24 protein-coding genes are annotated in these 26410 nt (G+C 48.2%); 7 read left to right on the forward strand and 17 right to left on the reverse strand.

Annotated elements, in window-relative coordinates; all coding sequences use genetic code 11:
- Window positions 1-390: 390 nt before the first annotated feature.
- The 3 genes from ACR6Z4_RS18180 to ACR6Z4_RS18190 form a co-directional block, all read right to left on the reverse strand.
- Window positions 391-1470: a DUF3616 domain-containing protein gene (locus tag ACR6Z4_RS18180; RefSeq protein ID WP_479718722.1), complete on the reverse strand. Its 1080-nt coding sequence runs from the start codon at window positions 1468-1470 to the stop codon at window positions 391-393.
- A 365-nt stretch (window positions 1471-1835) separates the two neighbouring features.
- Entirely contained in the window at window positions 1836-2585 is a 750-nt protein-coding gene (locus tag ACR6Z4_RS18185) for a response regulator (RefSeq protein WP_479718723.1), read from the reverse strand.
- 530 nt (window positions 2586-3115) lie between these two features.
- On the reverse strand, window positions 3116-3241 hold the full coding sequence (locus tag ACR6Z4_RS18190; protein WP_479718724.1) for a hypothetical protein: 126 nt from the start codon (window positions 3239-3241) through the stop codon (window positions 3116-3118).
- 155 nt (window positions 3242-3396) lie between these two features.
- Between ACR6Z4_RS18190 and ACR6Z4_RS18195 the strand changes: the two genes are divergently transcribed.
- The 7 genes from ACR6Z4_RS18195 (at window position 3397) to ACR6Z4_RS18225 (ending at window position 14712) form a co-directional block, all read left to right on the forward strand.
- A complete protein-coding gene (locus tag ACR6Z4_RS18195) occupies window positions 3397-5520 on the forward strand; it encodes a PAS domain-containing sensor histidine kinase (RefSeq protein ID WP_479718725.1) in 2124 nt (707 codons plus the stop codon).
- Between the two features lie 165 nt (window positions 5521-5685).
- Window positions 5686-7524 carry a sensor histidine kinase gene (locus ACR6Z4_RS18200; RefSeq protein WP_479718726.1) on the forward strand — a complete coding sequence of 613 codons (1839 nt, stop codon included), beginning with the start codon at window positions 5686-5688 and terminating at the stop codon, window positions 7522-7524.
- 588 nt (window positions 7525-8112) lie between these two features.
- Window positions 8113-8544: a response regulator gene (locus tag ACR6Z4_RS18205; protein WP_479718727.1), complete on the forward strand. Its 432-nt coding sequence runs from the start codon at window positions 8113-8115 to the stop codon at window positions 8542-8544.
- Between the two features lie 129 nt (window positions 8545-8673).
- Window positions 8674-9942: a sensor histidine kinase gene (locus tag ACR6Z4_RS18210; protein ID WP_479718728.1), complete on the forward strand. Its 1269-nt coding sequence runs from the start codon at window positions 8674-8676 to the stop codon at window positions 9940-9942.
- A gap of 1250 nt (window positions 9943-11192) precedes the next feature.
- The gene (locus tag ACR6Z4_RS18215; RefSeq protein ID WP_479718729.1) at window positions 11193-12341 is read left to right on the forward strand and encodes a sensor histidine kinase; all 1149 of its coding nucleotides are present in this window, start codon (window positions 11193-11195) and stop codon (window positions 12339-12341) included.
- Between the two features lie 319 nt (window positions 12342-12660).
- Window positions 12661-13611 carry a UPF0104 family protein gene (locus ACR6Z4_RS18220; protein WP_479718730.1) on the forward strand — a complete coding sequence of 317 codons (951 nt, stop codon included), beginning with the start codon at window positions 12661-12663 and terminating at the stop codon, window positions 13609-13611.
- An 87-nt stretch (window positions 13612-13698) separates the two neighbouring features.
- Window positions 13699-14712 carry a glycosyltransferase family 2 protein gene (locus ACR6Z4_RS18225; RefSeq protein ID WP_479718731.1) on the forward strand — a complete coding sequence of 338 codons (1014 nt, stop codon included), beginning with the start codon at window positions 13699-13701 and terminating at the stop codon, window positions 14710-14712.
- A gap of 70 nt (window positions 14713-14782) precedes the next feature.
- On the opposite strand, the gene ACR6Z4_RS18230 is transcribed toward ACR6Z4_RS18225, so the two are convergent.
- The 14 genes from ACR6Z4_RS18230 to ACR6Z4_RS18295 all read right to left on the reverse strand — a co-directional run bounded on the left by ACR6Z4_RS18230 (window position 14783) and on the right by ACR6Z4_RS18295 (window position 26332).
- A complete protein-coding gene (locus ACR6Z4_RS18230; protein ID WP_479718732.1) occupies window positions 14783-15343 on the reverse strand; it encodes a hypothetical protein in 561 nt (186 codons plus the stop codon).
- 452 nt (window positions 15344-15795) lie between these two features.
- Window positions 15796-15933, reverse strand: a complete 138-nt coding sequence (locus ACR6Z4_RS18235) for a hypothetical protein (protein ID WP_479718733.1) — start codon at window positions 15931-15933, stop codon at window positions 15796-15798.
- Window positions 15917-17281, reverse strand: coding sequence for a DUF2330 domain-containing protein (locus tag ACR6Z4_RS18240; protein WP_479718734.1), 1365 nt, complete (start codon window positions 17279-17281; stop codon window positions 15917-15919). Before ACR6Z4_RS18240 ends, ACR6Z4_RS18235 begins: the two co-directional genes overlap by 17 nt.
- 180 nt (window positions 17282-17461) lie before the next feature.
- Window positions 17462-18454 (reverse strand): RnfABCDGE type electron transport complex subunit D, encoded by a 993-nt coding sequence (locus tag ACR6Z4_RS18245; RefSeq protein WP_479718735.1) that lies wholly within the window; start codon window positions 18452-18454, stop codon window positions 17462-17464.
- A gap of 201 nt (window positions 18455-18655) precedes the next feature.
- Window positions 18656-19396: a dienelactone hydrolase family protein gene (locus ACR6Z4_RS18250; RefSeq protein WP_479718736.1), complete on the reverse strand. Its 741-nt coding sequence runs from the start codon at window positions 19394-19396 to the stop codon at window positions 18656-18658.
- A 174-nt stretch (window positions 19397-19570) separates the two neighbouring features.
- A complete protein-coding gene (gene mazG, locus ACR6Z4_RS18255) occupies window positions 19571-20401 on the reverse strand; it encodes a nucleoside triphosphate pyrophosphohydrolase (RefSeq protein ID WP_479718737.1) in 831 nt (276 codons plus the stop codon).
- A 100-nt stretch (window positions 20402-20501) separates the two neighbouring features.
- Window positions 20502-21590, reverse strand: a complete 1089-nt coding sequence (locus ACR6Z4_RS18260; protein WP_479718738.1) for a methyltransferase domain-containing protein — start codon at window positions 21588-21590, stop codon at window positions 20502-20504.
- Window positions 21591-21689: 99 nt separating this feature from the next.
- Window positions 21690-21818: a hypothetical protein gene (locus tag ACR6Z4_RS18265; RefSeq protein ID WP_479718739.1), complete on the reverse strand. Its 129-nt coding sequence runs from the start codon at window positions 21816-21818 to the stop codon at window positions 21690-21692.
- 273 nt (window positions 21819-22091) lie between these two features.
- Window positions 22092-23264 (reverse strand): hypothetical protein, encoded by a 1173-nt coding sequence (locus ACR6Z4_RS18270; RefSeq protein ID WP_479718740.1) that lies wholly within the window; start codon window positions 23262-23264, stop codon window positions 22092-22094.
- Window positions 23265-23508: 244 nt separating this feature from the next.
- A complete protein-coding gene (locus ACR6Z4_RS18275) occupies window positions 23509-24177 on the reverse strand; it encodes a hypothetical protein (RefSeq protein ID WP_479718741.1) in 669 nt (222 codons plus the stop codon).
- Window positions 24178-24303: 126 nt separating this feature from the next.
- Window positions 24304-24840, reverse strand: coding sequence for a hypothetical protein (locus tag ACR6Z4_RS18280; protein WP_479718742.1), 537 nt, complete (start codon window positions 24838-24840; stop codon window positions 24304-24306).
- A 120-nt stretch (window positions 24841-24960) separates the two neighbouring features.
- Window positions 24961-25638 carry a hypothetical protein gene (locus ACR6Z4_RS18285; RefSeq protein WP_479718743.1) on the reverse strand — a complete coding sequence of 226 codons (678 nt, stop codon included), beginning with the start codon at window positions 25636-25638 and terminating at the stop codon, window positions 24961-24963.
- A 312-nt stretch (window positions 25639-25950) separates the two neighbouring features.
- Window positions 25951-26091 carry a hypothetical protein gene (locus ACR6Z4_RS18290; RefSeq protein ID WP_479718744.1) on the reverse strand — a complete coding sequence of 47 codons (141 nt, stop codon included), beginning with the start codon at window positions 26089-26091 and terminating at the stop codon, window positions 25951-25953.
- 22 nt (window positions 26092-26113) lie between these two features.
- Window positions 26114-26332 (reverse strand): hypothetical protein, encoded by a 219-nt coding sequence (locus tag ACR6Z4_RS18295; RefSeq protein WP_479718745.1) that lies wholly within the window; start codon window positions 26330-26332, stop codon window positions 26114-26116.
- Window positions 26333-26410: the final 78 nt, after the last annotated feature.

Below are 26410 nucleotides of genomic sequence, written 5' to 3' on the forward strand. Positions count from 1 at the left end.
CATATAGCAATCCCCAATAGATGTGTAAAAGTGCACCCCTCTGGGATGCGCTTCTACACAATCTGCTGACTCCACACCTGATTTGGGACGGCTATGGCAAGCCTCAGAATCGTGGATTTAATAAAACCGAAGATTTATTTTTGGAAGCGCGGCTCCGCCGCGCTTCCAAAAATATAGCGCTGTGCAGGTTGATTCAGTACGGTGTTGTGGGGCGCTCCGCGCCCCACAACACCGTTTCTGTACTTAACGAACTTGCACACCGCTATAAACGTCCGGGTTTTAATTAATTTGTGATCCTGAGTGAGGAGTATGGCTGATTTTGGGATGAAGCTGAACGGGACACCAAAGGTGTCCCGTTCAGCTTCATCCCAAAATCAGCAATGCCATAAATTATGTCAGCTTAAACACATCGGCAAAAATTTCGTTTGCTTTGATCCGCCGAATTGGGTCAGGTGCGTCGTAGACCACCAGGACGGCATCTTTTTGACCTAAACTGGGAAAGAGTGCCATCCCTTCAGCATGATCTGCGCCGATGGTAAACGGTAGATCAAACAATATGTTTAGCGAATTAGAATCTTGCTCAAATAGTGAATCTTTATCGCGATCGACAATACCTCGCACCCGAAAAACTTGCATTGCGCCCTCAAGTTGCATGGTCGGTCCCGCTAGAACAATCAGATCATCTGCCTGAAAGCAAAGCTCTCGGATACCTAAACCATTGAGTTCAACAAAATGTTTGCGATATAACCGCTGATCTTTACCCAGAGGTGTTAACGTCAACCCATTGGTCGCAGACGCTTTGACCTCAATTTCTAAAATAATTGCCCATCCGCGCAATACAGGACCCCGCAGCCCCAGAAATAGCTTGTTACCGTGAACGGCTAAGCCTTCGATGTCGAACCCATTCTCTTTGCTGGGCAGCGGCATAGAAAGGAAATCGCCAAGGTGGTCATCTTGTTTCAATGCATCAATCAATGAATTGCTTCCCTGTTCTGTTTTTTCTAACCAGGCAGCTGTGAGCATTTGGTTAGGATCATCGGGATCTGGGCAAGACCGAAAGAGTTCGCCATTGACTACAGGAATACGGGCGATGAGAAAACGGTTAGACTCGGTTTCAATTTTGCCCAGGCGCTCAATATCTTTGTCTGCATTTTTGCCTTTGGGTTTGCGCCGTTTTTTGCTGTGGGAACCTGTGATCCACAAATAGGAGTTGGCATAGTCGATCCCTTCGATATCAATTTCGTCGCCGCTGTCGTCTAGTTCAATGAAATTGTGCAGATCAAACTGCCGATGGTCAGCGAAGATATAGGGTTCCGTCGGTGAGAGTCGCTCGATCGTGTTGAATTCATCGGAACCGATCCAGAGGCTACCGTCTGGCGTCACAGCAACAGCAGATAACTGATTGAGTAAATCGTCTGATTTAGTTTTGAATTGTAACAGCACTCGACTGAGCAAAAAGGGAGCAATCATACGAGCAAATCCTGTCTATTGCTTTTAATCAGCGGTCTGGGGTTATTTCTCCTGCCGGAAACAGTGCCCCTAAATCCCATTGAAGTGCTACGCACTTGAAACCAGCAGGGGATGAAAAGCGGCGCTCTGCGCCGCTTTTCATCCCCTGTCGCGCGGGTATTGCCTCATATCGAGATGAATTTATGGTTTTGGACACATCCCCCGGTCATCGGGTTGTTCAGACAGAGTAGCGCTAAATCTTGACACGAAGTTAAACGGGAAACCCCTGGTTTCCCGTTTAACTTCGTGCCCAAACCCAGCCATACGGTAAGAGATTTACCGGCAACGCATTAGATCGGCACGACGACCCAACAAGGTTGATGAAATTAAGCAACCAACCCCGAACGCAAGGCACGGACAGCGGCTTGAGTGCGATCGTCGGCACATAGCTTGTTGAGAATATTCCGAACATGCGTTTTGACGGTGCCCACTGTAATGTAAAGCTTTTCTGCAATTTCAGCATTGCTGCATCCGGCAACAATCAGTTCTAAGATTTCGAGTTCCCGTTCTGTCAACGGGTAGTTTTCCAGAACCTGTTCGTATTCGGGAGTAATGGCTTCGATCGCAACGGTCTTCTTATGATCGGCAGACCCTTCAGGTGTACTTTGTCGGACTTGACGTAATACTAAATTGGCGATCGCCGGATCAATCCAAGAATTACCTGAATACGTTGCCTGAATCGCTTCTGCCAGCTTATCCACACTAATATCTTTCATGCAATAGGAATCTGCACCGGCAGCAAATGCCGCCAGCACAGCATCTTCCGAATCGTGCATGGTGAGAATGAGAACCTTGGTAATGGGTTCTCCTGCTTCTACCGCAGCTTCAGTCATTTGTCTGAACTTACGAGTCAGCTCAATACCATCGATATCAGGCAAACCAATATCAACAATGGCGACATCTGGCTTGTCTGTTTCAAGAAGTTGCAGCCCCCGTGTGCCATTAGCGGCTTCGCCTAAAACCTGAATTCCTGGTTTTGATTGCAGTGCCGTTCGCAGACCCACACGAGTTAAATCGTGATCTTCAATCAAAATAATGCTAATGTCGCCTGCTATTTTTTCCACTGTTGTACTCATAGGTTGTTTGCAGTAGCCGTTCTAAAAATTCTTACAAATCTCTTTGGACAGAAGAATTTCTATATACAAAGACTTTAAGGAGAGACTCATGGGTCTTCCATCTATCAGTGGAAAGAACCCGGCTTACGTCCGATGAAGGAGGTTGAGTCTAAAAAAGTATGGCTATTGGTAGATGGCAAACGTTCAGTCACTATGACAGTCTAAATCGATTTGAGATTTAAGATGAGACAGGTTTGAAATTCAGACATTGCTGAATTGGGTTCTCTGTCGATAGCCTTTCACAGATGGGCTGTTTCGGATGCACTCCTGCCCAATGAGATCCGTTGGCGTTGTTAAGTTTAGGGTATGAAATTGGCTAGGACTCGATCTTACCCCTATCCTACCGAATTGAGGGCTGTTCGGCGATAGTTAGACCTATTGTTAATTTTTGGAAAGGCACGCTCCGCGTGCCTTTCCAAAAATTAACAACAAGTTTTGAGATGCGCCATCTCTGATGGCGCTCCCTGAAACCTCGAAGGTTGCCAGAATCTTCAGGGTTGAATGTCTTGCTGCCACCCCACATCTGACGGTTGACAAATGACGGTTGACAAATGACGGTTGACAAACTCCTGGTCGGGCAAACGCTGATGTTGATTCAGGAACACTGGCACATCCATACTCAGCTTCAGGAATGCCCATCGTGGGCTTCATCCTGTTGAAAGTTACTATAAATTGAGGTTAAGTTGATACCCGACACCTGTATCAACCCAATTTATTGCGAGAACTGGACTGATCCCACTGGGATACCTCCAGATCCCCAGTGAGCGAAGATATGAGCCAACATCTTGAATTCACTGACTGCCAGTCGGTTGACGAAAACATCCAACTTCTCCAGCAAGAAGTTGCTGCCCTATGCGATCGCTTAAATAGCCAAGAATCGCGTTGGCATCGTTGTATCAAAGCGATGCCGCAGATTGTTTGGGTGGCAGATCTGACGGGTGCTGTGACCTATATCAATCCGCAATGGGAAACCTGGACAGGGTTGCCTGTATTGGAGTCTTTGGGGTTCGACTTTCTCAAAGGCATTCGTCCCAGCGATCGCGATCGCACCTTACGGCAATGGCGACACGCAGTCAATTCAGATCAACCGTTTGAGATCGAGTTGCATCTTCGCCGCACGGACGGCAGCTATCACCTATTTTGGGTGCGGGGTCGTCCGGTGGTTGATGAATCGGGGCAGATCTTAGAGTGGGTCGGCACCTACACCAATATCAACAAACTCAGCCAAACAGAAGCAGAGCTACAGGAACGCGATCGCCGTTTTCGTGCCATTTTTGACCAGACGTTTCAGTTTATCGGGCTAATGGCACCCGACGGTCGGTTAATCGAAGTCAACCAAACTGCACTCCAGTTTGCGGGGTTAGCGGCAAGCGATGTCATTGGTCGTCCGTTCTGGCAGACCCGCTGGTGGAGTCTTTCTAAAGAGAGTCAAGCGCAACTTCAACAGGCGATCGCCACGGCAGCAACGGGCAAATTTATTCGTTATGAGGTCAACGTCTTGGGTGCCGGAGAGACGGTCGCCACCCTCGATTTTTCCATCAAACCCGTGTTTGATCAAAACGGACACGTGATTCTATTGATTCCCGAAGGACGGGATATTACAGAACGAAAAAAAATTGAAGCAGACTTTCACCAGTTAAATGCCGACCTGGAACAACGGGTTGCCGAGCGCACTGCCCAACTGGAAGCCTCCAATCAACACAAAGAAGAACTGTTGCTACGAGAACGAGATGCTAAAGCCCAACTGGAAACGGCAACTGCCACCTTACAAATTTATGCCGATATTGTTAAACATATGCAGGTGGGTCTATCGGTCTGGCGATTAGAAAACACAACAGACCCAACCTCTTTGCAACTCGTGGCAACCAATCCGGCAGCCTCTCAGTTACTGGGCATTTCTCTGGCACCGTATGTGGGCAAACGCATGGTAGATTGCTTTCCCAATCTGGCGACGGCCTATCGAACCGATTTGGAGCGCTACGCCCAGGTGGCATTGTCGGGTAAGGGAATTGAGCAATACGAAATGCACTACAACGATGAGCGAGTGCAAGACCGCTTTTTTAGCATCAAGGCATTTGCCTTACCCAATCGTTGTGTAGGGATAGCGTTTGATGATATTACACACCGCAAACTAGCCGGACTAACGCTGCAAGAACGCACCAAAGAGCTGATGCAACTGAATGCAACGCTGGCACATACAACCTCGCTGTTGCAACATCGCAATAAAGAACTGGATGAGTTTGCCTATGTGGCATCCCATGATCTCAAGGCACCCTTAAGGGCGATCGCCAATCTGTCTGAGTGGATCGAAGAAGATCTGAGCAACCAACTTCCCGAAGAAAATTGCCGTCAGCTGAAACTGCTGCGCCAGCGAGTATTTCGCATGGAAATGTTAATTAATGGATTGCTGGCTTACTCTCGCATTGGGCGCACCCAGACCTCCTTAGAAACGGTTCAGGTTGGCAATCTGCTTGCCGATGTGATTGACTCCCTCAGCCCACCCCCCTCCTTGACGATTGAAATTGCGCCCGGTATGCCCACCTTGACAACAAAAGTATTACTGCTCAGTCAAGTGTTTGCTAACCTGATCAGCAACGCTATCAAACATCGCGATCGCCCAGATGGGCATATTCTTATCTCTGTGGTCGATCAAGGCGAAAGTTACGAATTTTCAGTGACGGATGACGGTCCCGGTATTGCGGCTGAAAACTACCACAAAATTTTTGTTATCTTTCAAACCCTTAAACCCAGCGAAAACACGGATAACACAGGGATTGGTCTAACCATTGTCAAAAAAATTGTGGAAGTCGAAGGGGGCACTATCCGAGTCGAGTCTTGCCTCGGTAAAGGTTCTACGTTTCGGTTCACCTGGCGTAAGCGGGTGAAATCCTACTAGTATTACGAACACTAAATTTTGCAACATGAAGGTTTGGGGGCTGCACCCCCAAGAGGATGTGAAACCCCCGCACCCCGCTGTAAAACTTTTAAGTTGGTGTACTAGTTTTCAAACATCCTCTTAGGCGTATCGGAAATGGACATGAGATTCAGGAATAACAGCACCATGTTCAACCATACTTTTTATCTACAACAAATTAGAGACTGGTGGGCTACCCTGCCGACTCGCCATAAGGGAGCTGTTGTCCTTGCCATTCCTGCCACGTTTCTGGTCGTTACCCTGGGATCGTGGGCATGGTCTCGTAAAGTTGCCATTGACTTGCAAAACAAAATTGACTACACCGAAAACATCATCGAAGAGAGTGACAATCTATTCACAGCCTTATTGCAGGCAGAAAGTGCAGTGCGGGGATATGCCTCAACCTCCAACGAGCGCTTTTTAGACCCTTACAACCAATCCTTTACCGACATTCCTAAATATCTCAGACATCTCGACAATGCCCTGCGCAATACGCCACAGCAACGCCAAAATCTGCAAAGCCTGAAAACATTGACGCAGCAACGGGTGGATGTATTGGCAGAACGCCTGCGACTGATTAACGACAATCAGGATCTGCCAGGTGAGTCGTCGCAGCAGATCAACCTGTTGTATAAAGGCGAAGATATTATGGAAGCGCTGAAACAGGTCTTAAGTACCCTGCAACAGCAAGAGCAAGACTCTCTCACTCGGTATAAGAGGAGTGCTGCCCGACTGCGAAATATCACAACGGCACTGCTCTGGTTGACCGTGAGTGTCAGCTTGCTCGGCTACTTAGTTGCCGTCTATCTCTTCAGTCAGCTGGATTGGGAAATTCAGGAGCGTGATTTTCAGTTGAGTGAGAGCAAAAGCTTGATCCAGGCGATTGTGACCAATGTGGTTGATGGCGTGGTGACGCTGGATAAAAAAGGCAGAATTGAAATTCTCAACCCTGCTACTGCGGATATGTTTGGCTATGACCCTGACAATCTGGTGGGCAAAAATTTATCCGATTTGCTCGAAAATCCTTTGACTCGCCACTCATCGCTAGACGGCAGTGAGCGAAATATCCAAAAAACCCCACAGTTCTGGCAAAATCCCAATTTTCAGATGGGGCGTCCCTGGCAGGGAACTGGTTATCACCAAAAGGGAACAACCTTTCCTATTGAAATTTCAATCAGCGATATGAAGCAAGACGATCGCATGATTGCGATTATTCGAGATATTACAGAACGCAAACAGGCTGAAGATCGGCTGCAAGCCCACGCGAATGAACTGGCTCGGCTCAATCTGCTGCTGGCAAGCACCAATAGCAATTTAGAAAACCGCAACCAGGAACTTGATCAGTTTGCCTATGTGGCATCCCATGACCTCAAAGCACCCTTGAGGGCGATCGCCAATTTGTCTGAATGGATTGAAGAAGACCTCCAGGGGCAACTTCCCGAAGAAAATCTACTCCATATGCAACTCCTGCGCCAACGTGTGCATCGCATGGAGGCATTAATCAATGGCTTGTTAGATTACTCGCGCATCGGTCGAACTCAAACTAAAACAGAAATAGTAGAGGTCAGTGAATTATTAGCAGAGGTTATTGATTCTCTGGCTCCTCCATCCAGCGTTTGTCTCACCCTGACGCCTCCTCTGCCCCAACTGAAAGCTAGACGCATGTTGCTTCAGCAGGTCTTTACCAATTTGATCAGCAATGCCATCAAACATCACCCCCGTCCCGACGGGCAGATTACGATTGGCGCAACTGATTTAGGAGATTGCTACGAATTTTCAGTTGCCGACGATGGCAAAGGTATTGAGACGAAATATCACAACAAAATTTTCACGATTTTTCAGACCTTAGAAGCACGCGACACGTTTGAAAATACAGGCGTGGGATTATCAATTGTCAAAAAAATTGTTGAGACCGAAGGAGGCAAAATCCGTCTGGAATCGCAACCAGGTAAAGGCACAACCTTTTATTTCACGTGGTTGAAATAACCTTGATCCCCAGTTACTCAAGGTAGAGATGGATACAGTTGAAGCTGTACTTTTAGGAAGAGCGTAAGGCTTCAAGTCTGTTTAACAGATTGCTTCTTAAGGTGCTTAACCCCACCAATATTCAAACCCTAGAATTGCTATAGCAAGGCACTTACAACATCCGAAATGAAAGAGGTTTAGAAAAAATAAAGCCTATAAAAGGATGGCACTAAGCAATATTTTTTTCGTATAGAAACTACTCTTTTTATTTCTCCAAACTATCTGCCACATCATCCAGATCATACTGATAAAAGTAGGTTACAACTTCAGGATGAAGGCAAGCTTGACACAATCCCATTAGGATGACGATAACAATAAACAAAGTTTAAGATTATTGTTCAAATGTTTACGATAACGATTTGAAATTGAGTAAAGTATAAGGGGGGCTAATATGGCAATGTATGCGGCTATTCAGCCCAATCGAGTTAATCTAATTGTGTCAGGTTGGCAACCAAGCTTTTCTTTACCTAAAGAAAAGTTTGTTTACCAAACTAGATCCTGTTTAAGCGCCAGCCTATCATTTTTAAGACAGAGTTCAATTCATAAGAAATGCAGGATAGGATCGTCAACGTTTTATTGGTGGAGGATGACGAAGTTGATGTGATGAATGTAAAAAGGGCATTCAAAAAAAATCACATCACCAATCCGCTCTATGTGGCACCTAATGGTGTGGAAGCGCTAATTATGCTCAGAGGCACAGAGGATGTCCCCCCTGTTGTGCCTCAGTCTCGGCGATTAATTCTGCTTGACTTGAATATGCCCAAAATGGGCGGAATTGAGTTTTTGAGAGAATTACGCACCGATTCGGCACTTCAGTTTACTCCGGTCGTCGTATTAACTACTTCAAACGAAGACCGAGACCGGGTTGAAGCGTATAACCTGAATGTTGCTGGGTATTTGCTCAAACCTGTCACCTTTGTCACGTTTGCGGAATTAATGGCGACTCTCAACCGATATTGGGCGTTGTGTGAAATGCCTTAATCTTATCCTGTCATGATCTGCTTAATCTACTCATAAACTTTAACCAACGCTAATTTAAGACTAAATAAGACTGAATAAGACTAAACGCCAATCAAGTCGGTTATGAACGTTCGCTGATAAAACAGTGTTATGGAAGAAATCTACAAGATTCTCGTAGTCGATGACGACGAAGTAGACCGGATGGCGGTACGCCGTGCCTTGCTTAAGGCAAATATCCAGATCGAACTTTCTGAGGCAAGCAATTATGCAGAGGCGATCGCCTCTGCCGAGAGTCTACCTCCAGATTGTGTCTTTCTGGACTATCGCCTTCCCGATAAAGATGGTCTCTCGCTGGTGCAAGAACTGCGCCGCCGAGGGTTTAAAAGTCCTCTAGTGGTGTTAACCGGGCAGGGAGACGAAGAGATCGCTGTGGAACTGATGAAAGCTGGAGCGTCTGACTATCTTTCAAAATCCAGAATTTCATCGAGCATTTTGTCACGAGTGCTGCGCAATTCGATTCGGATTTATCGAGCTGAAATGCAGGTGGAATTAGCCAATCAACAATTACGTAAAAGTAATGAGTTATTGCTACGTAAAAACCAAATTTTAGAAAAGCAACGGCAACAAATTCAGGTGCAAAACTTGAAGTTATCAGAAGCCTCTAATCTCAAATCCCAGTTTTTAGCCACGATGTCGCACGAGTTGCGCACACCGATGAACGCGATCATTGGTTTTTCGCAAATGCTCTTGCGTTCCACAAAAGGACCGCTGACCCTGCAACAGCGGGATATGGTCGAGCGGATTCTTAACAACGGCAAAAATTTGCTGACGTTGCTCAATGAAATCCTGGATTTCTCTAAAATCGAAGCGGGACGTCTGGAATTAAATCTAGAACCCTTTAATTTAGAACATTTAGTGACGGAAACAGTGGCAGAAATGCGATCGCTAGCCGAGCAAAAAAATCTGTCTCTAGGGGTCGAGCTAAATCTCTCCGACCCCTTTGTTAATAATGATCCGGCTCGATTGCGTCAGGCATTAATCAATTTGCTCTCAAATGCGATTAAATTTACGGATGAGGGCAGTGTCCGGGTGATCGTGAGCGAACCTGCACCCGACCAAGTTGCGATCGCCGTTCGCGACACGGGCATCGGCATTGCTGCTACCGACCTAGAAACTATTTTCGAAGCCTTTCGTCAGGTTGACCAAACTATTACTCGCCGACATGCAGGTACGGGTTTGGGGTTAGCCATTACTGATTCCCTGGTGCAAATGATGTCAGGGCAAGTGACGGTCGAAAGTAAAATCGAACGAGGCTCAACCTTTCACATCCAGATCCCTCGCTATGTTTCTAAAGAACTGGACTCTAAATCCAAGCCCGGAACTTCTAATAACCAATTAGATTCTATTCATGTCGGATAAACTATTTATGCTGAACCTAAACAGGTTATGAAAGCGCCTGCCGTCTAGGTAGACGCTTTCATAACTTGTTCAGACCACGAGTTATGGCGCTGTGCGGGTTGATTTAGCGTTGACCCAGTGCAGTGTTGTGGGGCGCTCCGCGCCCCACAACACTGTTGCTGGACTTAACAAACTTGTACCCCGCCATAAATTAACCGTTCAATTTTTCAACACGTTACCTTCTGGGTTTTAGGTGCGTAGATTGAGGTAGTATTTCATACCTTCGAGAGAGGACTATTTGCCTACAATCCTTTAAGCTTTATGTTGGACGGAATTAAAAAATGTTAAAGCAACAATAATGATTCCTCCAATCCTCTCGTATTTGTCTTGATCCCTCTACTCAACTCACTTACACCAATTCCGTCATCGGTTGAGAGTCATAGATTCTATAAAATTGGAGGTTGATATTGGGTCGGCCGGCACTGTCGTCTTGCCAAATCTTAACGCTTGATTTCTATTGAATATGCGGCTTTTAACAGACCCATTAGTTGAATATGAACGTTCTTGTCTCCTATTCAATTGATACTCAGAATTGCCAAACCCATAATTCCCTATTATCCATACTCCATGGAAGCAAAAGTAACAGAAGGGGTAACAGGGTTAGCACTCCATTATTGGGGTTGTTTTCCTCACACCCTGACTATAGGTATTGCTAAATTTTGGCATAAATGTTGAATAGGTTACCGGACAGGTCCTATTCACTTCAAATCCAAAAACTAGCAACCCTAAATATTGACCTTCGTCGAATTGGGTACCAGCGATAGGCAGAGGTTTTCTGAGCTAACCTTCAGAGAACTCTCCAAGAAGGCTATGTCTTCTATCTTCCTGCTTTCAAGGTTTGTAGTGGAATTTGAGAGAATTAGTATTAAGACAATATCTGAGCTTCTCCGAACTACTCTTTCTCAGTAAAGATGGCATTGCTGATTTGTCGGTGTAAATTTTAGAGTTTACCCCACCGTTAGCAACGCCGCGAAGGTAGGCTTGGCAATGAAGGATAGATGTGATTTGCCCCCTCACGTTAAGGTGAAATTCCCATATCCCTGAGTTCTGACCTTAATCTCTGACAAGATATACTAAATGGTTCGACGTTGAACGGTCATTGGTCTCTTGAGCGACGGTTTAGTGGGCTGCCCCACCTAAGCCAGTGCAGTGGAATAACGCATCAAGGCAAGCCTAGAGAAACCATGCAGTATATTGAGCTAAATTAAGCCATGTCTCTTGTGGAACCTTCGAGGATTGACCGCATCCTGGCTGTGGATGACACCCCTGATAATCTTTTTTTAGTAAAAGCAATTTTAGAAGACGAAGGGTATGAAATCAGTCTGGCGTCAGATGGCTTTGCTGCCCTAAAACAGGTAAAGCGATCGCCGCCCGATTTGATCCTGCTGGATGTAATGATGCCGGAGATGGATGGCTATGAAGTGGCTCGCCGAATTCGCAGCAACCCAGATTTACCCTACATCCCAATCTTGCTGATTACGGCTCATGAACGGTCTAGTGTGGTCGAAGGACTGGATGCGGGAGCCGACGACTTCGTGCGGAAGCCGTTTGATCCCGATGAGTTATTGGCACGTCTGCGATCGCTCTTGCGGCTCAAACACAGCATTGATGAGCAAGAAGAGATGTCACGTCAGCGTCAAGACTTTGTCTCGCGTCTGACCCACGATCTGCGCACCCCGCTAGTGGCTGCCGACCGAATGCTAAATTTATTTCAGCAAGAGGCATTTGGTGAAATTCCAGAGCCCATGAAAGACGCCATTACCACCATGATTCGCAGCAATACCCATTTGTTGCAAATGGTCAATACCTTGCTGGAGGTACAACGGTATGAGGCAGGTCAAAAAACGCTGACGTTTTCACCCTGCAATTTGGTAGAAATTGTGGAAGAAGTGGTTCAAGAACTGAAACCGTTAATTGACGAAAAAGAACTGACTCTGCGAATTGATATTGACTTTTTAGAAACCTCTAATAAAACCTTTGCTGTCGTAGAAGGCGATCGCCTGGAACTACGGCGTGTTTTTACCAACTTGGTGGGCAATGCGATTAAATTCACAGACAACGGTAATATCACCCTGTATATCAGCGAATGCTCAGATCCATCCCTTGAAGAAACCAGTACGGCACCACCCAATTGGGTGGTGCTAAAGGTGCACGATACGGGGGCAGGCATCAGCACCGAAGATCAGCAAAAGCTGTTCGAACGATTTCGCCAGGGCAAGCACAGACGCGCGGGCAGTGGTCTGGGGCTACACCTATCGCGGCGTATTGTTGAAAAACACAAAGGTGTCATCAAGGTTGAGTCTGAGTTGGGCAAAGGCAGCACATTCAGCGTTTATTTCCCTAAAAAACAAAAATATTAGTCCCCATTTAAACCCCATTTAAATTGGCTACAGGGCAGGTATTGGTTGAGAGCCTCGCCTCGCGAGGCTCTCAACCAATACCTGCCCTATTGAGTCTTCAATACTCCGCAAGGACACTCGCGCCCAATCTCATATGGCAGCCAAAGGGCTGGTTAGGGCAGGGGTTCGGGGGCACAGCCCCCGAATCCCGTCCGAGTGGAGCGATATAGCAACCGTCAAGACGGTTGCTATATCGCTCCATTCAGCAACGCCGATTAAGCCATGCTGTCAGACGCATCTTCGTAGAGAATAGGGAAGACCTTCTAGTTGTTTCAAGTTGATGCAAGCTAAAACCGCGCCACTCCAGAATCTTGTCAAGAGGCTCAAGCCTTATTTGCGCTGGGTGATTTTGGGGGGAACGCTGTTTTTCTTAGCGAAAGCGCTGAAAGATCACTGGCACGAAGTTGCCACGATCCGCATTGAAGCACAGGGTTGGTTGTTATTGGCGATCGCTTTGCTGGTGACGATTTTGGCGCATGTCTGGACGGGGTTAGTCTGGAGTTGGCTACTGCGGTTGTTTGACCAACCCCAGGTCAGCATTGGCTGGAGCATTCGGGTTTACCTCAAAACCAATATTGCCAAGTATCTTCCCGGCAATGTGTGGCATTTTTATGGTCGAATCTGGGCAGCGAAGGCGGCGGGCATTCCGCTAACAGTTGCCATCCTCAGTGTTGTTTTAGAACCCCTGTTAATGGCAACCGCTGCCTTATTCATCGCTCTGGTGAGTAACCAACCGACTAATCTGCTGCTGCAATTATTCAGCCTGGGTTTAATTTTGCTCCTGGTTCATCCTCAGGTGTTGAATCGGGCAGTGCATTATCTGGGCAAGGCGAAGGCAAAACTGGCAAATTCTTCAGCAGAAGATGCGTCTAGCGTTCGCATTCGCCATTATCCCCTCATCCCTCTCTTGGGAGAATTGGGATTTGTCAGTTTGCGCGGTGCAGGCTTTCTCATTGCTTTTACGGCGATCCATCCGATCCCTCTAGCCCAGATTCCGTCCGTTTTTAGTGCCTTTAGTTTTGCCTGGTTGCTCGGATTGGTGATTCCCGGCGCACCGGGTGGGTTGGGTGTGTTTGAAGCAACGATGCTGGCACTGCTCAATTCATCATTTCCGGTTGCTTTGGTTCTGGGAGCCGTTGCCTTCTATCGCCTGATTAGTGTCTTAGCCGAATCAGTTGGTGCGGGGGTTGCCTGGTTGTATGATTTTCAAATCAGGTCTAAAACCGGATAGCGCACCTTGGAGCCTATCCGGAACGTTGATGTTTTGAACCAACTATCAACGCTTCTTATTACGGCTCAGACAGGGTTAAGGGTAATCATGGGTATCTCAACGTCTCCAGAAGGGTATCAAGCACAATTCGTTTCCACCTCTCAACCGGAGATCTCCGTGATTGTGCCGATTCATAATGAAGTGGAAAGCATTCCCCATCTGATTGGACGCATTGCAGAGGCACTCAGCCCTACCCCACTGACCTATGAAATGGTCTGTGTGGATGATGGTTCGACCGATGGTTCAACGGAATTACTGCAACAGTTAGCCCATGAGCGATCGGATCTGCGGGTTGTGATTTTGCGCCGCAATTACGGACAAACAGCGGCGATCGCGGCTGGGTTTAAATATGCGATCGGTCAGGTCATGATCACGCTGGATGGGGATTTGCAAAACGATCCAGCCGATATTCCGATGCTGGTAGACAAGCTCAATCAAGGCTACGATTTGGTCAGCGGTTGGCGGCAAGATCGGCAAGATGCCGCCCTGACGCGATTGTTGCCCTCTAAAATTGCCAATTGGTTGATTGGTCAGGTAACAGGAATTCGGTTACACGACTATGGCTGCTCGTTAAAAGCCTATCGCTCTGAATTAGTCGCAGATCTGAATTTGTATGGTGAATTGCATCGGTTTTTGCCAGCGTTAGCTTTTATCGAAGGTGCCCGGATTACGGAAGTGCCTGTACGTCACCATGCCCGTCAGTATGGACAAAGCAAGTATGGGTTGGGGCGGACGTTACGGGTGTTGATGGATTTATTTACCATCTCGTTTATGAAAAAATTTCTCACCCGACCGATGCATGTCTTTGGCTTACTTGGTCTACTGGCGCTATTGCTGGGGTTAGGTTTGGGGCTATATCTCACGTTTTTGAAACTGGGGTTGGGGCAAAGTATTGGCGATCGCCCACTGTTAATTTTATCGGTGGTGCTGTTCCTCACAGGTGTACAACTGTTTAGCTTTGGGCTATTGGCAGAAATGTCAATGCGAACTTATCACGAATCTCAAGGGAGACCGATTTATCGAGTACGAGAAGTGGTAGATTCTGGCAAATCATTAAACTGAGCAAGCCTGAGAGGGCGACGGCTCTGCCGTCGCCCTCTCAAACAGAAGGACAGATTGATTGATCGGTGATCTAAACTAATTGGGCGTCGGGTTCAACCAACCAGATTGCGTATCCGTTCGACGTTTTGGTAATCACTGTTTCATCGCCCCGATAGCGCAGTCGCCGAATCAGTTGGGTCGCGTGTTGAATATCTTCGACCATCTTAAACAGGCTATAGTACTTTCCTTCATAGGCGATCGCCGCGATGGGTTTGGCTAAATCGGGAACATTGACCCGGCAATTTTGATAGTTGTCGGTTGAAACAACGATTCTATACGCCTTGCTGTTGGGTACTGTCCGCATCGATTTGGTTTGCCGCAGCAATCGGGTTGGTTTTGCATCGGGTTCAAACACCCAAATAACAAAGCACTTTGGTGCTTGCGTCACAATCACGCGATCGCCTGCCAAACTCAGCTTTGCCGCGACGTTTAAAGCATGGTGTTCATCAAACTCAACTTTAAAGAAGCTATAGCAAGCTCCTTCGACCACAACAGCGGGTAACTGTTGCAGCGTATCGGACACTTTAATATGACAGCATTGATACTGACTACGAGATCTAAGAATTTTGACGGTACCTGAGCTGTTATTCATTGTGATGAAAGCTGAAGCTTCGGCTGGCATAGGTCAAACCAACGATTTAGGGATAGGTTTAGGGTTTAAAAATAAAGCAATCCTATTTGCTTAACCCATGATGCTGAATGGCGAGTGCTTATCCCTGAAACGTAATGAATCCAGCGATTGAAATGTAATCGATTTGGCGAAGATGTCCCTGTATTTCCCTGGATGGGAACATTTGCAACGGCTGTAGGATCGCTCTAGTTATCATCTTTCCCATTTTTTCAGGCTCTTTCATCCGACAAAGTACGGGAAGATCTAAGCTGAAATCACTAGGATGGGATAAAAAACAAAGTTTTCGTACGCAATACGCACGAAAACTTAAATCTTTCCGACATCATTTAATATCTGGATGAAGTTGAACGTGAAACCTTCGGTTTCACGTTCAACTTCATCCTCTAAATCAGCAACGCTTAAATCTGTTCAAATTACAGCGTCTTGCGCTTGAGTAAGCCATAGTTATTTTTGTGAGAGCCATGCAGAGCGTGGCTCTCACAAAAATAACCGGGTTGTAAGCGATTGAAAATCGCTATATAGAGCGATCGCGGTTTATGGGGCGATCGCATTCCAGAATCGTTCCCAGGTGGGTAGCCATTGGCTTTGCAGTTGGGGCAATCGCGGCAGTCGGTTGCGAATGTCTTGAATATTCCACCCGGTTAACCGTGCCAGGGTTTGGGCTTCTTGTTCAAACCGTTGCCGCAGCGATCGCCGATACTGCCGTCCTGCTGAACAATTTGCCTCGCCGGTAAACGGATGGCGCATCACATACCGACCTTGAAAGGATTCCTGGTTGCCCGTTTGATGGAACATCAAGTCTTCCGGAAACTTGTCGCGGGTATAGCGGACATGCAAGCGGGTGAGAAATACATTTTGGTATTCATTGGGGTTTTGCCAAAAAACACCGGCTTGCCGCAATTCATCTGGGTTCAATGGTTCTGCCGAGCAGGGGTCACACCCTGCCATATTCCAGGCATATTCCATAAAGGCAACGTTTTGCCCTTCGCGGTTATAGGCAGTAGCAAACATATCTTTGTAAAAGTTACTAAATTCGTCTTTTACAAACAGTGGAACTTCTGCGTCCGTGGGAATTTTGACGGTGCGGTAGTTGGTCACTTCGGCTTGCCCTTCGGGCGACAAGATATAGACAATCAAATCTTGTGCCTGCTGGGCATTCACCATGCCTAACCGAATGGGTAGCATAAACCGGGGTGAATCAAAGGTCATTTTTAGCGGACGCAAGGATTGATAGCCGGAGGATGCAAATTCTTCTAAATTGACTTTGGCAACGAAGAATTTCATATTTTGCCGGATGTAGGGCCGCAGGAGGCGTCGCGTACCCCGTGGCAGGCGATAACCATTTTGAATCAGCCAGGTTTCTAAGCCGCTTGATTCTCTAGCACTCAAAATCAAAATGTCGTATTCACCGACCGTAAATTGTGATTCAACTGTGACTCCTAGAGCATCGTCAGATCCGACTCTGCCAGCGGCAGCTTCGTTTGCGGCTGATGGGGCGGGAACCATGCCTCGGTCGTAAAACATGGGCATACAAGGGTCTTCGTCAAAGTACTCGACCAGGCGCGGGGCGCTAAAGGCGTCGAGGCGTTCGATAATCTGGGGGTTACTGACTTCGACCTGGTCTTCTTCTAAGACGACGGGCACCGGAACCACGATGGCAAAGTCTTTGATGTCGCCCTGGTAGTCGTTTGCCATGGTTAGCACGGTATGGTCACCACGACGGGCGATCGCCACTTGAGATGCCTGGTTATACAGGTTGGCGTCGGCTTTGGCAACGTAGAAACCGCAAAAGCTCCAGGCGGGCGAGGCAGCCCCAAAGCAGGTGAGTAAAATTAATATCAGTGCCGTCAGAAAACGGATAGTTGGTTTTAAGGGTTGGAGTAATAATAGAGGGTTCATGGATGGCTCCGATTAAAAAGAATGCTAGTCGCTAAGGTTTTTTGGGGGACTCGTCCCCCAAACCCCCGATTGGGGGACGAAGCACGTCCCCCAAACCCCCTCCGCAAGGGATGGTAGATGAGCCAGCGATCGCGCTTCGCTTTGCAGAAACTTCCGGGGTGATCGGGTGTGAAAACTCTTTTAGGGGTGGGCGATCGCACTGGTTTGGGTAGATGCTTCTGAAGTACTTGATTTGGGGAAAACGTCACTCCAGTTAAAGCGGGGGGCTTTCCACAGGTAGTCGAGTAAAATTGTCAGCGGTGCCAGGGCGAAGAGTGCCCAAAAAACAGCTGTAGACAGGAAAAAGTAATTGCGCAAAATGAAGGTGAGTAGAGCGATCGCACCTGCCCATAGCAATCGCGCAATGCGGGCATTGGGGATGGTGCGGGGGTCGGTAATCATAAATAGGGCAAATAATAATAAGGAGCCGCTCATCAGCCGGTGTAACCAGACATCCCAGGTCCAGCCCAACCACAGATTTCGGGCAGCTTCTAAGAGGGCATAGCTACCCAGAAAAGCAGCGGTAGTATCCCATCGTCCGACTCGGTTCAATACCAATCCTCCAGCCCCCAGGAAGATCAACGCATACCAACCGTCTTCACCCCACTGACCGGGCGATACCCAGGCATCTGAGGTGAGGGTCAATGCCACAATAATCCCGAAATTCCCTGGATTGAAGATGTGCTTGCCCTGCACCCGCAATAAAAACTTACTCAAAATCGCACAGGCCGTTGCCAGCATCATCGTGCTGTAATGATCGGCGCGCAGCAACAGGCTCATGCCTAAGCTGGTGATCAGGGGACTGAGGACATTGGGGATGAGAGATTGAATTGTAGGAATGAGGGATGGGAGCGTAGGAATGAAGGATGAGCGCGTAGATTCATGCTGATCGGGGGACGGTTGGCGATCGCAGATTGGCTCCGCCGCTACCTTACTCTCTGCCGCTGCCGCACGCTGTCCCCGACTAGACCACCACCTCTGAAACTGAATGGCTATCCCCTGAGTGATCAGGCAAGTGGCGATCGCTACGACGACCATTCCTGGCTTCAGAGTCCAATCTCGGGTTGCCACCCCCATGACCAAAAATAAGGCAAGGAAGAGAATTTGGTAGCTTCGGGCATCGTTCAATAGCATCGGCTGCACTCCGCAAATACAAGCGAGTGCTGCTATTATGTCTGCTGACAATTTAAATAGATGGAACTGTTACATTTTGGGTAACAAGATGGACAGAGCTGAGCCAGATCTTGGCAGTGCACTGAGCGGTTCAATACAGAAATGGGGTTGTGGGGCGCGGAGCGCCCCACAACCCCATTTCTGTATTGAACCGCTATCAAGTTATAAAGTGGTCTGAAATAGCACCTGAACTTGCATCCAGGCATCGGCAGCCGCATTGGCAGTATAACTGGCACGCTGGTCGCAAAAGAAACCATGCTCAGCCTCTGGATAGGAAAAAATCCGGTGAGGAATCTGATTTTTTTGCAGTTCGGCTTCAATCTGACTGACGTGTTCTGGCGGAATGCTGGCATCTTGTGCCCCAAAGAAGGCGTATATAGTACCTTTAATATCGGGAGTATAAGTAATAGTGGGGTCGCCACCACCGGGTGCCCAGTTGACAATTCCAGCGCCATAGAAAGAAGCGGTGGCTTTGATATCCGGTAAGGTGGCTGTCAGGTAAACCACATGCCCACCAAAACAAAACCCGATCGCGCCTATGCCATCCGGTTTTACATTCGGCAAGGTTTTCAAGTAGTCGATCGTGGCTTGCACGTCGCTCAAGAGTTCATCTACCCGAGTTTGTTCTTTGTATTGCCGTCCCAGCTTAATATCCTCTGGTGTATACCCGGCTTCGAAGCCAGGAGCAAGGCGTTGATAAATGGCAGGGGCGATCGCTACATAACCCGCTTTGGCAAGGCGTTCGGTGACATCTCGGATATGAGCATTGACCCCAAAAATTTCTTGAATCACAACAATTCCTGGAAAAACCCCGGTGGCGGCGGGCTGTGCCAGATACGCATCGATCTGCAAGTCGCCATTGGTAATGTGAACGGGGTGGGTCTGGATCTCTGCTGATGTCATCTCTATTTCCTCGCAGTGGGCGGTCAAGTCAGGCGGTACTACTAAATCTGGGATGAAAGGCAATGGGCTACATACCATTAGAATAAAAGCCAGGGTAGGGGGTACGCTACCGGCTAGGGGTGGAATCCTGGCATTTTGCCCCGTCTGATCTGGCAGGTAATTTGGCGATCGCCCTTATTCTTTAGGTGCAGCCAATGTAGCTTTTGCTTGTTGCCAGAGCGTCTCTAACTCTGCCAGGGTGTAGTCGGTCAAGGGCCGATCTGCCACTGTTTCCATCAATCGCAAACGTTGCACAAACCGTTGATTGGTGCCGCTCAATGCTTCAACCGGGTCGAGCTGATACCACCGAGCAATATTGATTAAGGTGAACAATACATCACCCAATTCTGATTGTTGTTCAGCGGCTCCTTCTGCTGCTAAAGCGTGCTGAAACTCGGCTAATTCTTCATCGAACTTTGCCCAAACCCCGGCAGCATCTTCCCATTCAAACCCTGCTGCCGCTGCTTTTTTAGAAATTTTCATACCGGCGGTTAGGGGTGGCAAACTGCGAGCATAGCGATGAAGCTGTTCGGATAATGTAGTGTCTGGATCGGTACTTTGCGCTTCAGTGGCTTTAATTCGCTCCCAGTTTTGGTGAACTTCCTCCACCGTTGCCACAACCACATCACCAAAAACGTGGGGATGACGACGGATCAGTTTGGTCGAAATTTTTTCGGCTACGGTTGCCAGGTCAAACTGACCGGATTCACTGGCAATCTGGGTTTGTAATACCACCTGCAATAGCAAATCTCCCAGTTCATCAGCGATCGCCTCTGGATCACCCTGGCGAATTGCATCAGTGACTTCATAGGCTTCTTCCAGCACATAGGGAATCAAGGTTTCAGGCGTTTGAGCCAGATCCCACGGACACCCACCCTCAGGCGATCGCAATTTGGATACCACCTCAATTAACGTTTGCAACGCTTTTAGCGTCGCATCAGCAGAGTTCAGCGAAGAATTAGACATGGAGCCACAACAGCAAGTTACCTTTGAATCATATATCAATCCCTCATGGGTTGTGAGAGGTGCACCCCTTCGGGGTGCACCTCTCACATTCATGCAGAAATTAACACTGCTTCTCAGGGTAAAGGGTTTGAAACAGGGGGGTGGGCAACAGCATCAACACACCTTCTACAACGGGATAGCGAGAACCGCAGGTTGTGCAATTGAGTTGATTCACTGTTTCAATCAACGTCGTGGGGCGATCGCGAATGGTTGGATCTGTGCTGGCGCAATTGGGACAGACTAAAAACTGGGTGAAATCCTGAATTTCACCCTCATGCATCAGAGGGAGTGAATCAAGATTGATGGATTGCTGCGATCGCTTCTGGCAGGTGCCCCAAATCTCTCCACCCAACAGCAAATTAAGTAGATTGGTTACGGCAAGGCGATCGCCAAGTTTTGATTGAATGCGTTGCTGAAGACTCGATAGATGAAGGGTTTTAGCATCAAATAAAGCCAGAGCATCAAGCCACTCTGAGATGGTAATATCGTCCTTTTCGATAATGTTATATTGCCGTTCGACACAAGCTTCTTCAGAAATGAATCGTTCAATCAATTGCATCATCCATACTTGCCTCCAGAAGGGTGAAGCAACCCGACTGGCACGTTTGTATAGATTGAATTTGGGGGTTTTGAACGGTTCGTCGGCAAAAAAGAAGTATCCATCTGCCAAAATGCGATGAATCTGCTGGATGATGGGTGATAGTGCAGGAAAATGATGCAAAAATTGGTAGCAGCAAACAAAGGGGAACGATTGACTGCGAAACGGTAGCTGATTGACATCACAGCACACTCGATAAGGCAGTTTGGGTTTGCCAAACTGGGTCGCAAAATGCTCTGCGGCTCGGAGTTGATGAAACGAAATATCGACCGCAAACCCTTGAGCCTGAAAGTCGTTGACTAAAACAAGCGATCGCTGGCAACGTTCGGCACCTAGCTCGATAAAGGGGGAAAGCCTAACCTGTTGCTCACGCAAGTGTTGCAGGTGTTGAGTCGTGGCTGCCATGCGTTGCCGCAACAGTTGATCGTGCTCTGGTTTGGTGTAATAACCCGGAATCAATACGTCTCCAGTGACGTGCTGCACGGCTAGTTTTTTACGAAACTCTACTTCTCCTTGCAGGTTCGCTAAGGCTTGTACGGGCTGTGGGCGCATATTTGGCTCCTTATCAGGGTTGAGTCAACTGAACCAGATGCTTAAACCCTGAACTGAAGCAGATATAGAAATTGGGGCATGGCTTAATATCGGGATGAATTAGACTGTGAACCCTTTGGTTGCACGGTCTAATTCATCCTCAAAATCAGCAATACCAAAAAATGGCGATCGCCTGTATGTCAGACGACCGTTATATACCTTACCCAATTTGGCAATTAAAATATTCACGAAGGAAAGATTTAGTTTTGGGCATGGCTGCATCCGGGTATGAATTTGCCGGTGAAACCTTCGGTTTCACCGGCAAATTCATACCCAAAACCGGCAATACCCGGCTTTTGTGTGGCGCGGCGAAGCCGCACCCCACGAAAACTAGTACACCAACTTAAAAGTTTTAGAGGGGGTGGAGGGGGTTTTACCCCCTCTTGGGGGCGCAGTCCCCAAACCCCCATGTTGCAAAATTTAGTGTTTGCAACACTAGAATCTGATTCAAGAGCCGATCTCTTACTCGATATCGGGAAGAATTTTCAGACGAATAGTCCGGGAAAAACTGCCGCCATCGGGATCACCCAATTGCAATTCCAACACGTCACCTGACAATGGGCTGAGGTTATCTAGGAGCGATCGCAAATGAGGGGTGCTGGCTCCGCTATCCAGGTAAACCCGTTCTGACAAGCTGGTGAGACGCTTCCAGGTGGTATAAAGTTTGGCGATCGTTTGTTCTAACTGCGAAGCCTGACTGACGAGATCTGCCGTTGCATTCAGACATCCAACCCGCAACGCTTCTTCTAGAGCTTGTTCTAAGTCAAGTGATGCATCTCGGTTGAGGGTTTGCACCTGGGCGGCAGCGCTGAGATATTTGGCAAGATAGCGTGCTTCAGCCGTCACCTGCTTGAGGGTTTCTAAATCAGGGTTTTCGGTAACTTCTTGCTTCAGGGCGACTTGATGCGATTCAGGCAATTTTTCCATCTCTCGCACCAGCGGAGCCAGGTACCGCGTTGGAATCGTGCTATTGGCTGCCTTTTCCTTCACCGCTTCCGGGATCAGATCGGAGGTCATCGCCGTCCACTCATCCGACAGTTGGCGAACTTCCCGCCGCGTAATCTTATCACCCCGATGAGCCGCTTCACTCACCAGTTGCTGCACTTCTGGAGAAGCCTGTGCCGTTTCTACAAACGCACGTTTGCTAAATTGATTGACGTCTTCCGGTTCGAGAAACCCGCCCTCTAGCAACGTGTCAGCACTATTGGCGAGTTCCATCAGTGAATAGGCCTGGCTTTTGCTAATCTCTCGATCTTGCAGCCATTTAAGAAATCCCGTGCCCCGTCCATCTCCACCCTGTTTCTCGCGATCGCGCACCGTTCTGAGAATGCGTCCTCGCCAAATATCGGTTTGCAAATCAAAGCGATCGCAGACCTGCCATGCCCGATCGACCTGTTGCCCAAAGTCATAGTCTGAAATCTGGTCGTCTTCCGGATCAGGCAGATCAAAATTCAGATCAATATCCTGCCCTAGATCTTGTGCAAACTGAGGATAGACACCGTTGGTTGTGGAGCCATTGGTTGTGGAGCCATTGGTTGTGGAGCCGTTGGTCGTGGAGCCATTCACAGCACCATTCGTTAAGCCGTTCAGTTCCGAACTATTGAGCGTCTGAGAAATTTGAGGAGCCTGAACCATTGCATACATGTCAAACGACTGCCGATTTATTATGGCATGATCTCAGGACGATGCGATCGCCGATCTACACTAAATGTGGTGGAGTGGGGTGGCATCCAAATCATCTGACTCTATCTCTGGAATAGAATCTTCTGGAACATAGCAATTTTCAAGGGTGTGAAAGACATGGTGTTGAGAGAGAGCCGCGCTCCGCGCGGCTCTCTCTCAACACCTGTAATCAATCTAATCGCGTTGCGCTATCGATCTAAAAATCGGGGTGGCGAAACTCAAATTCTCCACACCAGCCCATTTCTTCTACCAGTTTGGGCAGCGGGGGTTCAACGGTTAGCGGCGTCAGCCGGATGATGTAACTGATGTCTGGTAATCCCGGACGGTTAATCTGATACCACTGCTGCAACGCCTCGTTTTCTATCAAATTCCAGTTTTCATCATAATCTTCAAGCGATAGCTGCACTGTCATGCTGGATAAATACGCATAAATCTCAACCCGATACTCGGACGGTGGCACTTCGATGACTTGAAAAATCCGGTAATTGGGGGGAGGTGGCTCGCCCGATATCGCGGTTGCTAATTCGTCTGCATCACCGCCGCCACACAGCAAGACCAACTTGCCGCAAGGAATATTAAGCTTCCAGGCAAAATATCCAATCCAGTCCCGTTCTTCTTGCTCAGTTAAATCCCCTAACACAAATAGCGTCTGACCATCTAGGGCACAGTCGCCATCAAAAAATAGAGGGATACAAACTCCCCGCCGCAGTAAATCTACTATCGCGGCTTCATCGGCGATCGCCAGAGTGTTGCTCAGTTCTGCGGGTGTCAGGTTACTCCCGCCTAAACTTGACGAGGTCAACACATAAAAATGACCATCACAAAAAAAGTCATTTGCGATCGGAATAGCTTGACGGGGTTTCATCGGGTTGACATCCTCAAAGCCTGGCACACCAAATTAAGAGGTTAGGAGGGGGGTGGGGCGCAGTCCCCAATCCCCTAGATTTCTAAATCCCTACGATTTGCTGGGATGACCTTTTCTAGAAATTGCCTAGCGCTGATTAAACAAAGCCCGAACTCGAATTCGGCTCGTAATATAGAGCGGCAGCTGATAATATTCTGCCAGTAACCACGCCACCATGAGAAAATGCGCTAAAAACGTACACCCTCCCCAGATCAGCGGAAACCACGTCCAGCGGCTACCCGGCAGGGGCGGAAAAATATAGGCTGATACCCAAACCAGGATAGAGGGCAGGATGATGATGGCTAGCCCAACCCCCCAGAGGATCAGTGTCAGATTGGCATCATTGCGATACGCCGCCCGCCACCCACGCCCATGCCAGCGCCACGACATAGGCTGAGAACTATCGACCACCTGAACCGACTGTTCGCTTAGATTTGCTGTAAAAATATGACGGCAGAAACTACACGCAAACGCATCCATCAGCGTTAGCCCTGTAATCTGTCCATGCCGACAAACAGGACAGATATAAGCTCCTTGAAAATCGAGGGGAGTAGTGTGCGTTGTCAGTGCTGATAAACCTTTAGCGTGTTGATGCGGTTGATACTCTGGGCTCGGTTGAGTCATACTCCTGCGTTGAGTTGATAGTACTTCGCGCCTGGATAGATTCCGGTTATTGAGAGAGAGCCGCGCTCTGCGCGGCTCTCTCCTAATAACTTGTACTTCATGCCATTAAAACACGTCGGTTCAGGTGGTACTGCCCACCGTCCGAACAATTTCAACGCCGTCTTTTACCAAAATCACGCGGGGTTCTTGATTTTCATTCATTTCAATGCGCCGTATTACTATGCGACCGTTCGCCAACGTATCCCCAACGCTGACATAGCGACTGGTGCCGTCTCCAGGTAACTCAACGATAGCACTGAGGCGATCGCCAATTTGAACCACACCACTGATCAAAACCTCATCGGCAGGTCGCACGGGGGCAGCACCCTGGACAGGAGCATTGGGCATCTGATTCGGATTCGTGGGCACGGGCAACAACGTGGGCGCAGGCAGCAATGTGGGTGCAGGAACGGTCACACTAGGAAGCGTTCCGGGTGAATTTGCCGCCGTTGGCACAGCCGGTAACGTGGTAGATGCAGGGGGTGCTGTAGGCACCGTCGGTGTCACAATGGGGGCGGTAGCGATCGCCGCAAACGGGTCAGTGCGCCCAACCGGAACCTGGGGCAGATGACTAGCCGACGTCGTCGGGGGAATTAATTCAGGAACAGGTAGCGTCTGAGGAGGGGTAACGACACCATTCGGTACATTGGGCAACGGTTGCGGTGCCGTTGGCAGAGGGGCAACAGCCACCGTATTGCCAGGGGTAGCTGTCGCGGTTGGGGCAGCGTTATTCGCAACGTTTTGATTTGTGCAGCTCACGGAGATTAATGCAACTCCAGCGAGACCAGCAACCCACTGATATGTTCTCATACCTGCTATCTTGAATGCCTTCAACTAAAGGATATCCCTGATTCTCTCTGCTGTGCATCTGTGTTTGAAAAGAAACATAAAGCACAGGCAACGATGCCCAACCCTTGATAGCAAAAATGAGGCGTTTTGCGCCTCATTTCCCCCTGTGCAGGTTGATTCAGTACGGTGTTGTGGGGCGCTCCGCGCCCCACAACACCGTTTCCGTCCTTAACGAACTGGCACACCGCTATAGTTTTCTAAAATTGCCATAGCTTTTCAGACTTACTGAATCTCTTGACTGCTCTGCTCAAAAGGGTTGGATGTTGTGGAATAAACCATCATGTAGATCAAAGAGCCGAGGCAAGTCATGACAATCAGAGCCAGCAATGCCGTTAAAATCTTTTCGCCTAAAGAAATTTCCATATCGTTTAACACCAGGGTGGACTCACGCAATAAACGAGAGTTCGTCAACTACTTTTAACCGCCCCCGATGAACGGCATACAAAATACGATCGACCGACGACCGCTCTTCCTCTGGGAGTGCTTCTTCCATCACAGCTGCCATTAAACCGTAGCGGTCAGCAGTTGTAAGAACGCCAAACTCACTGGTCTGTGCAAAAATCTCAGCGATCGCTCCAGGTAAGAGACTGACGTAAAACAGCATAAAAGTGACGATTTAAGAACTCGATATTCTTAAATTATCGATGGATGACCCAAAAACTTGAGTGACTGAACCCTCTAG

The sequence above is a fragment of the Calyptranema fuscum S582 genome, from assembly GCF_055793305.1.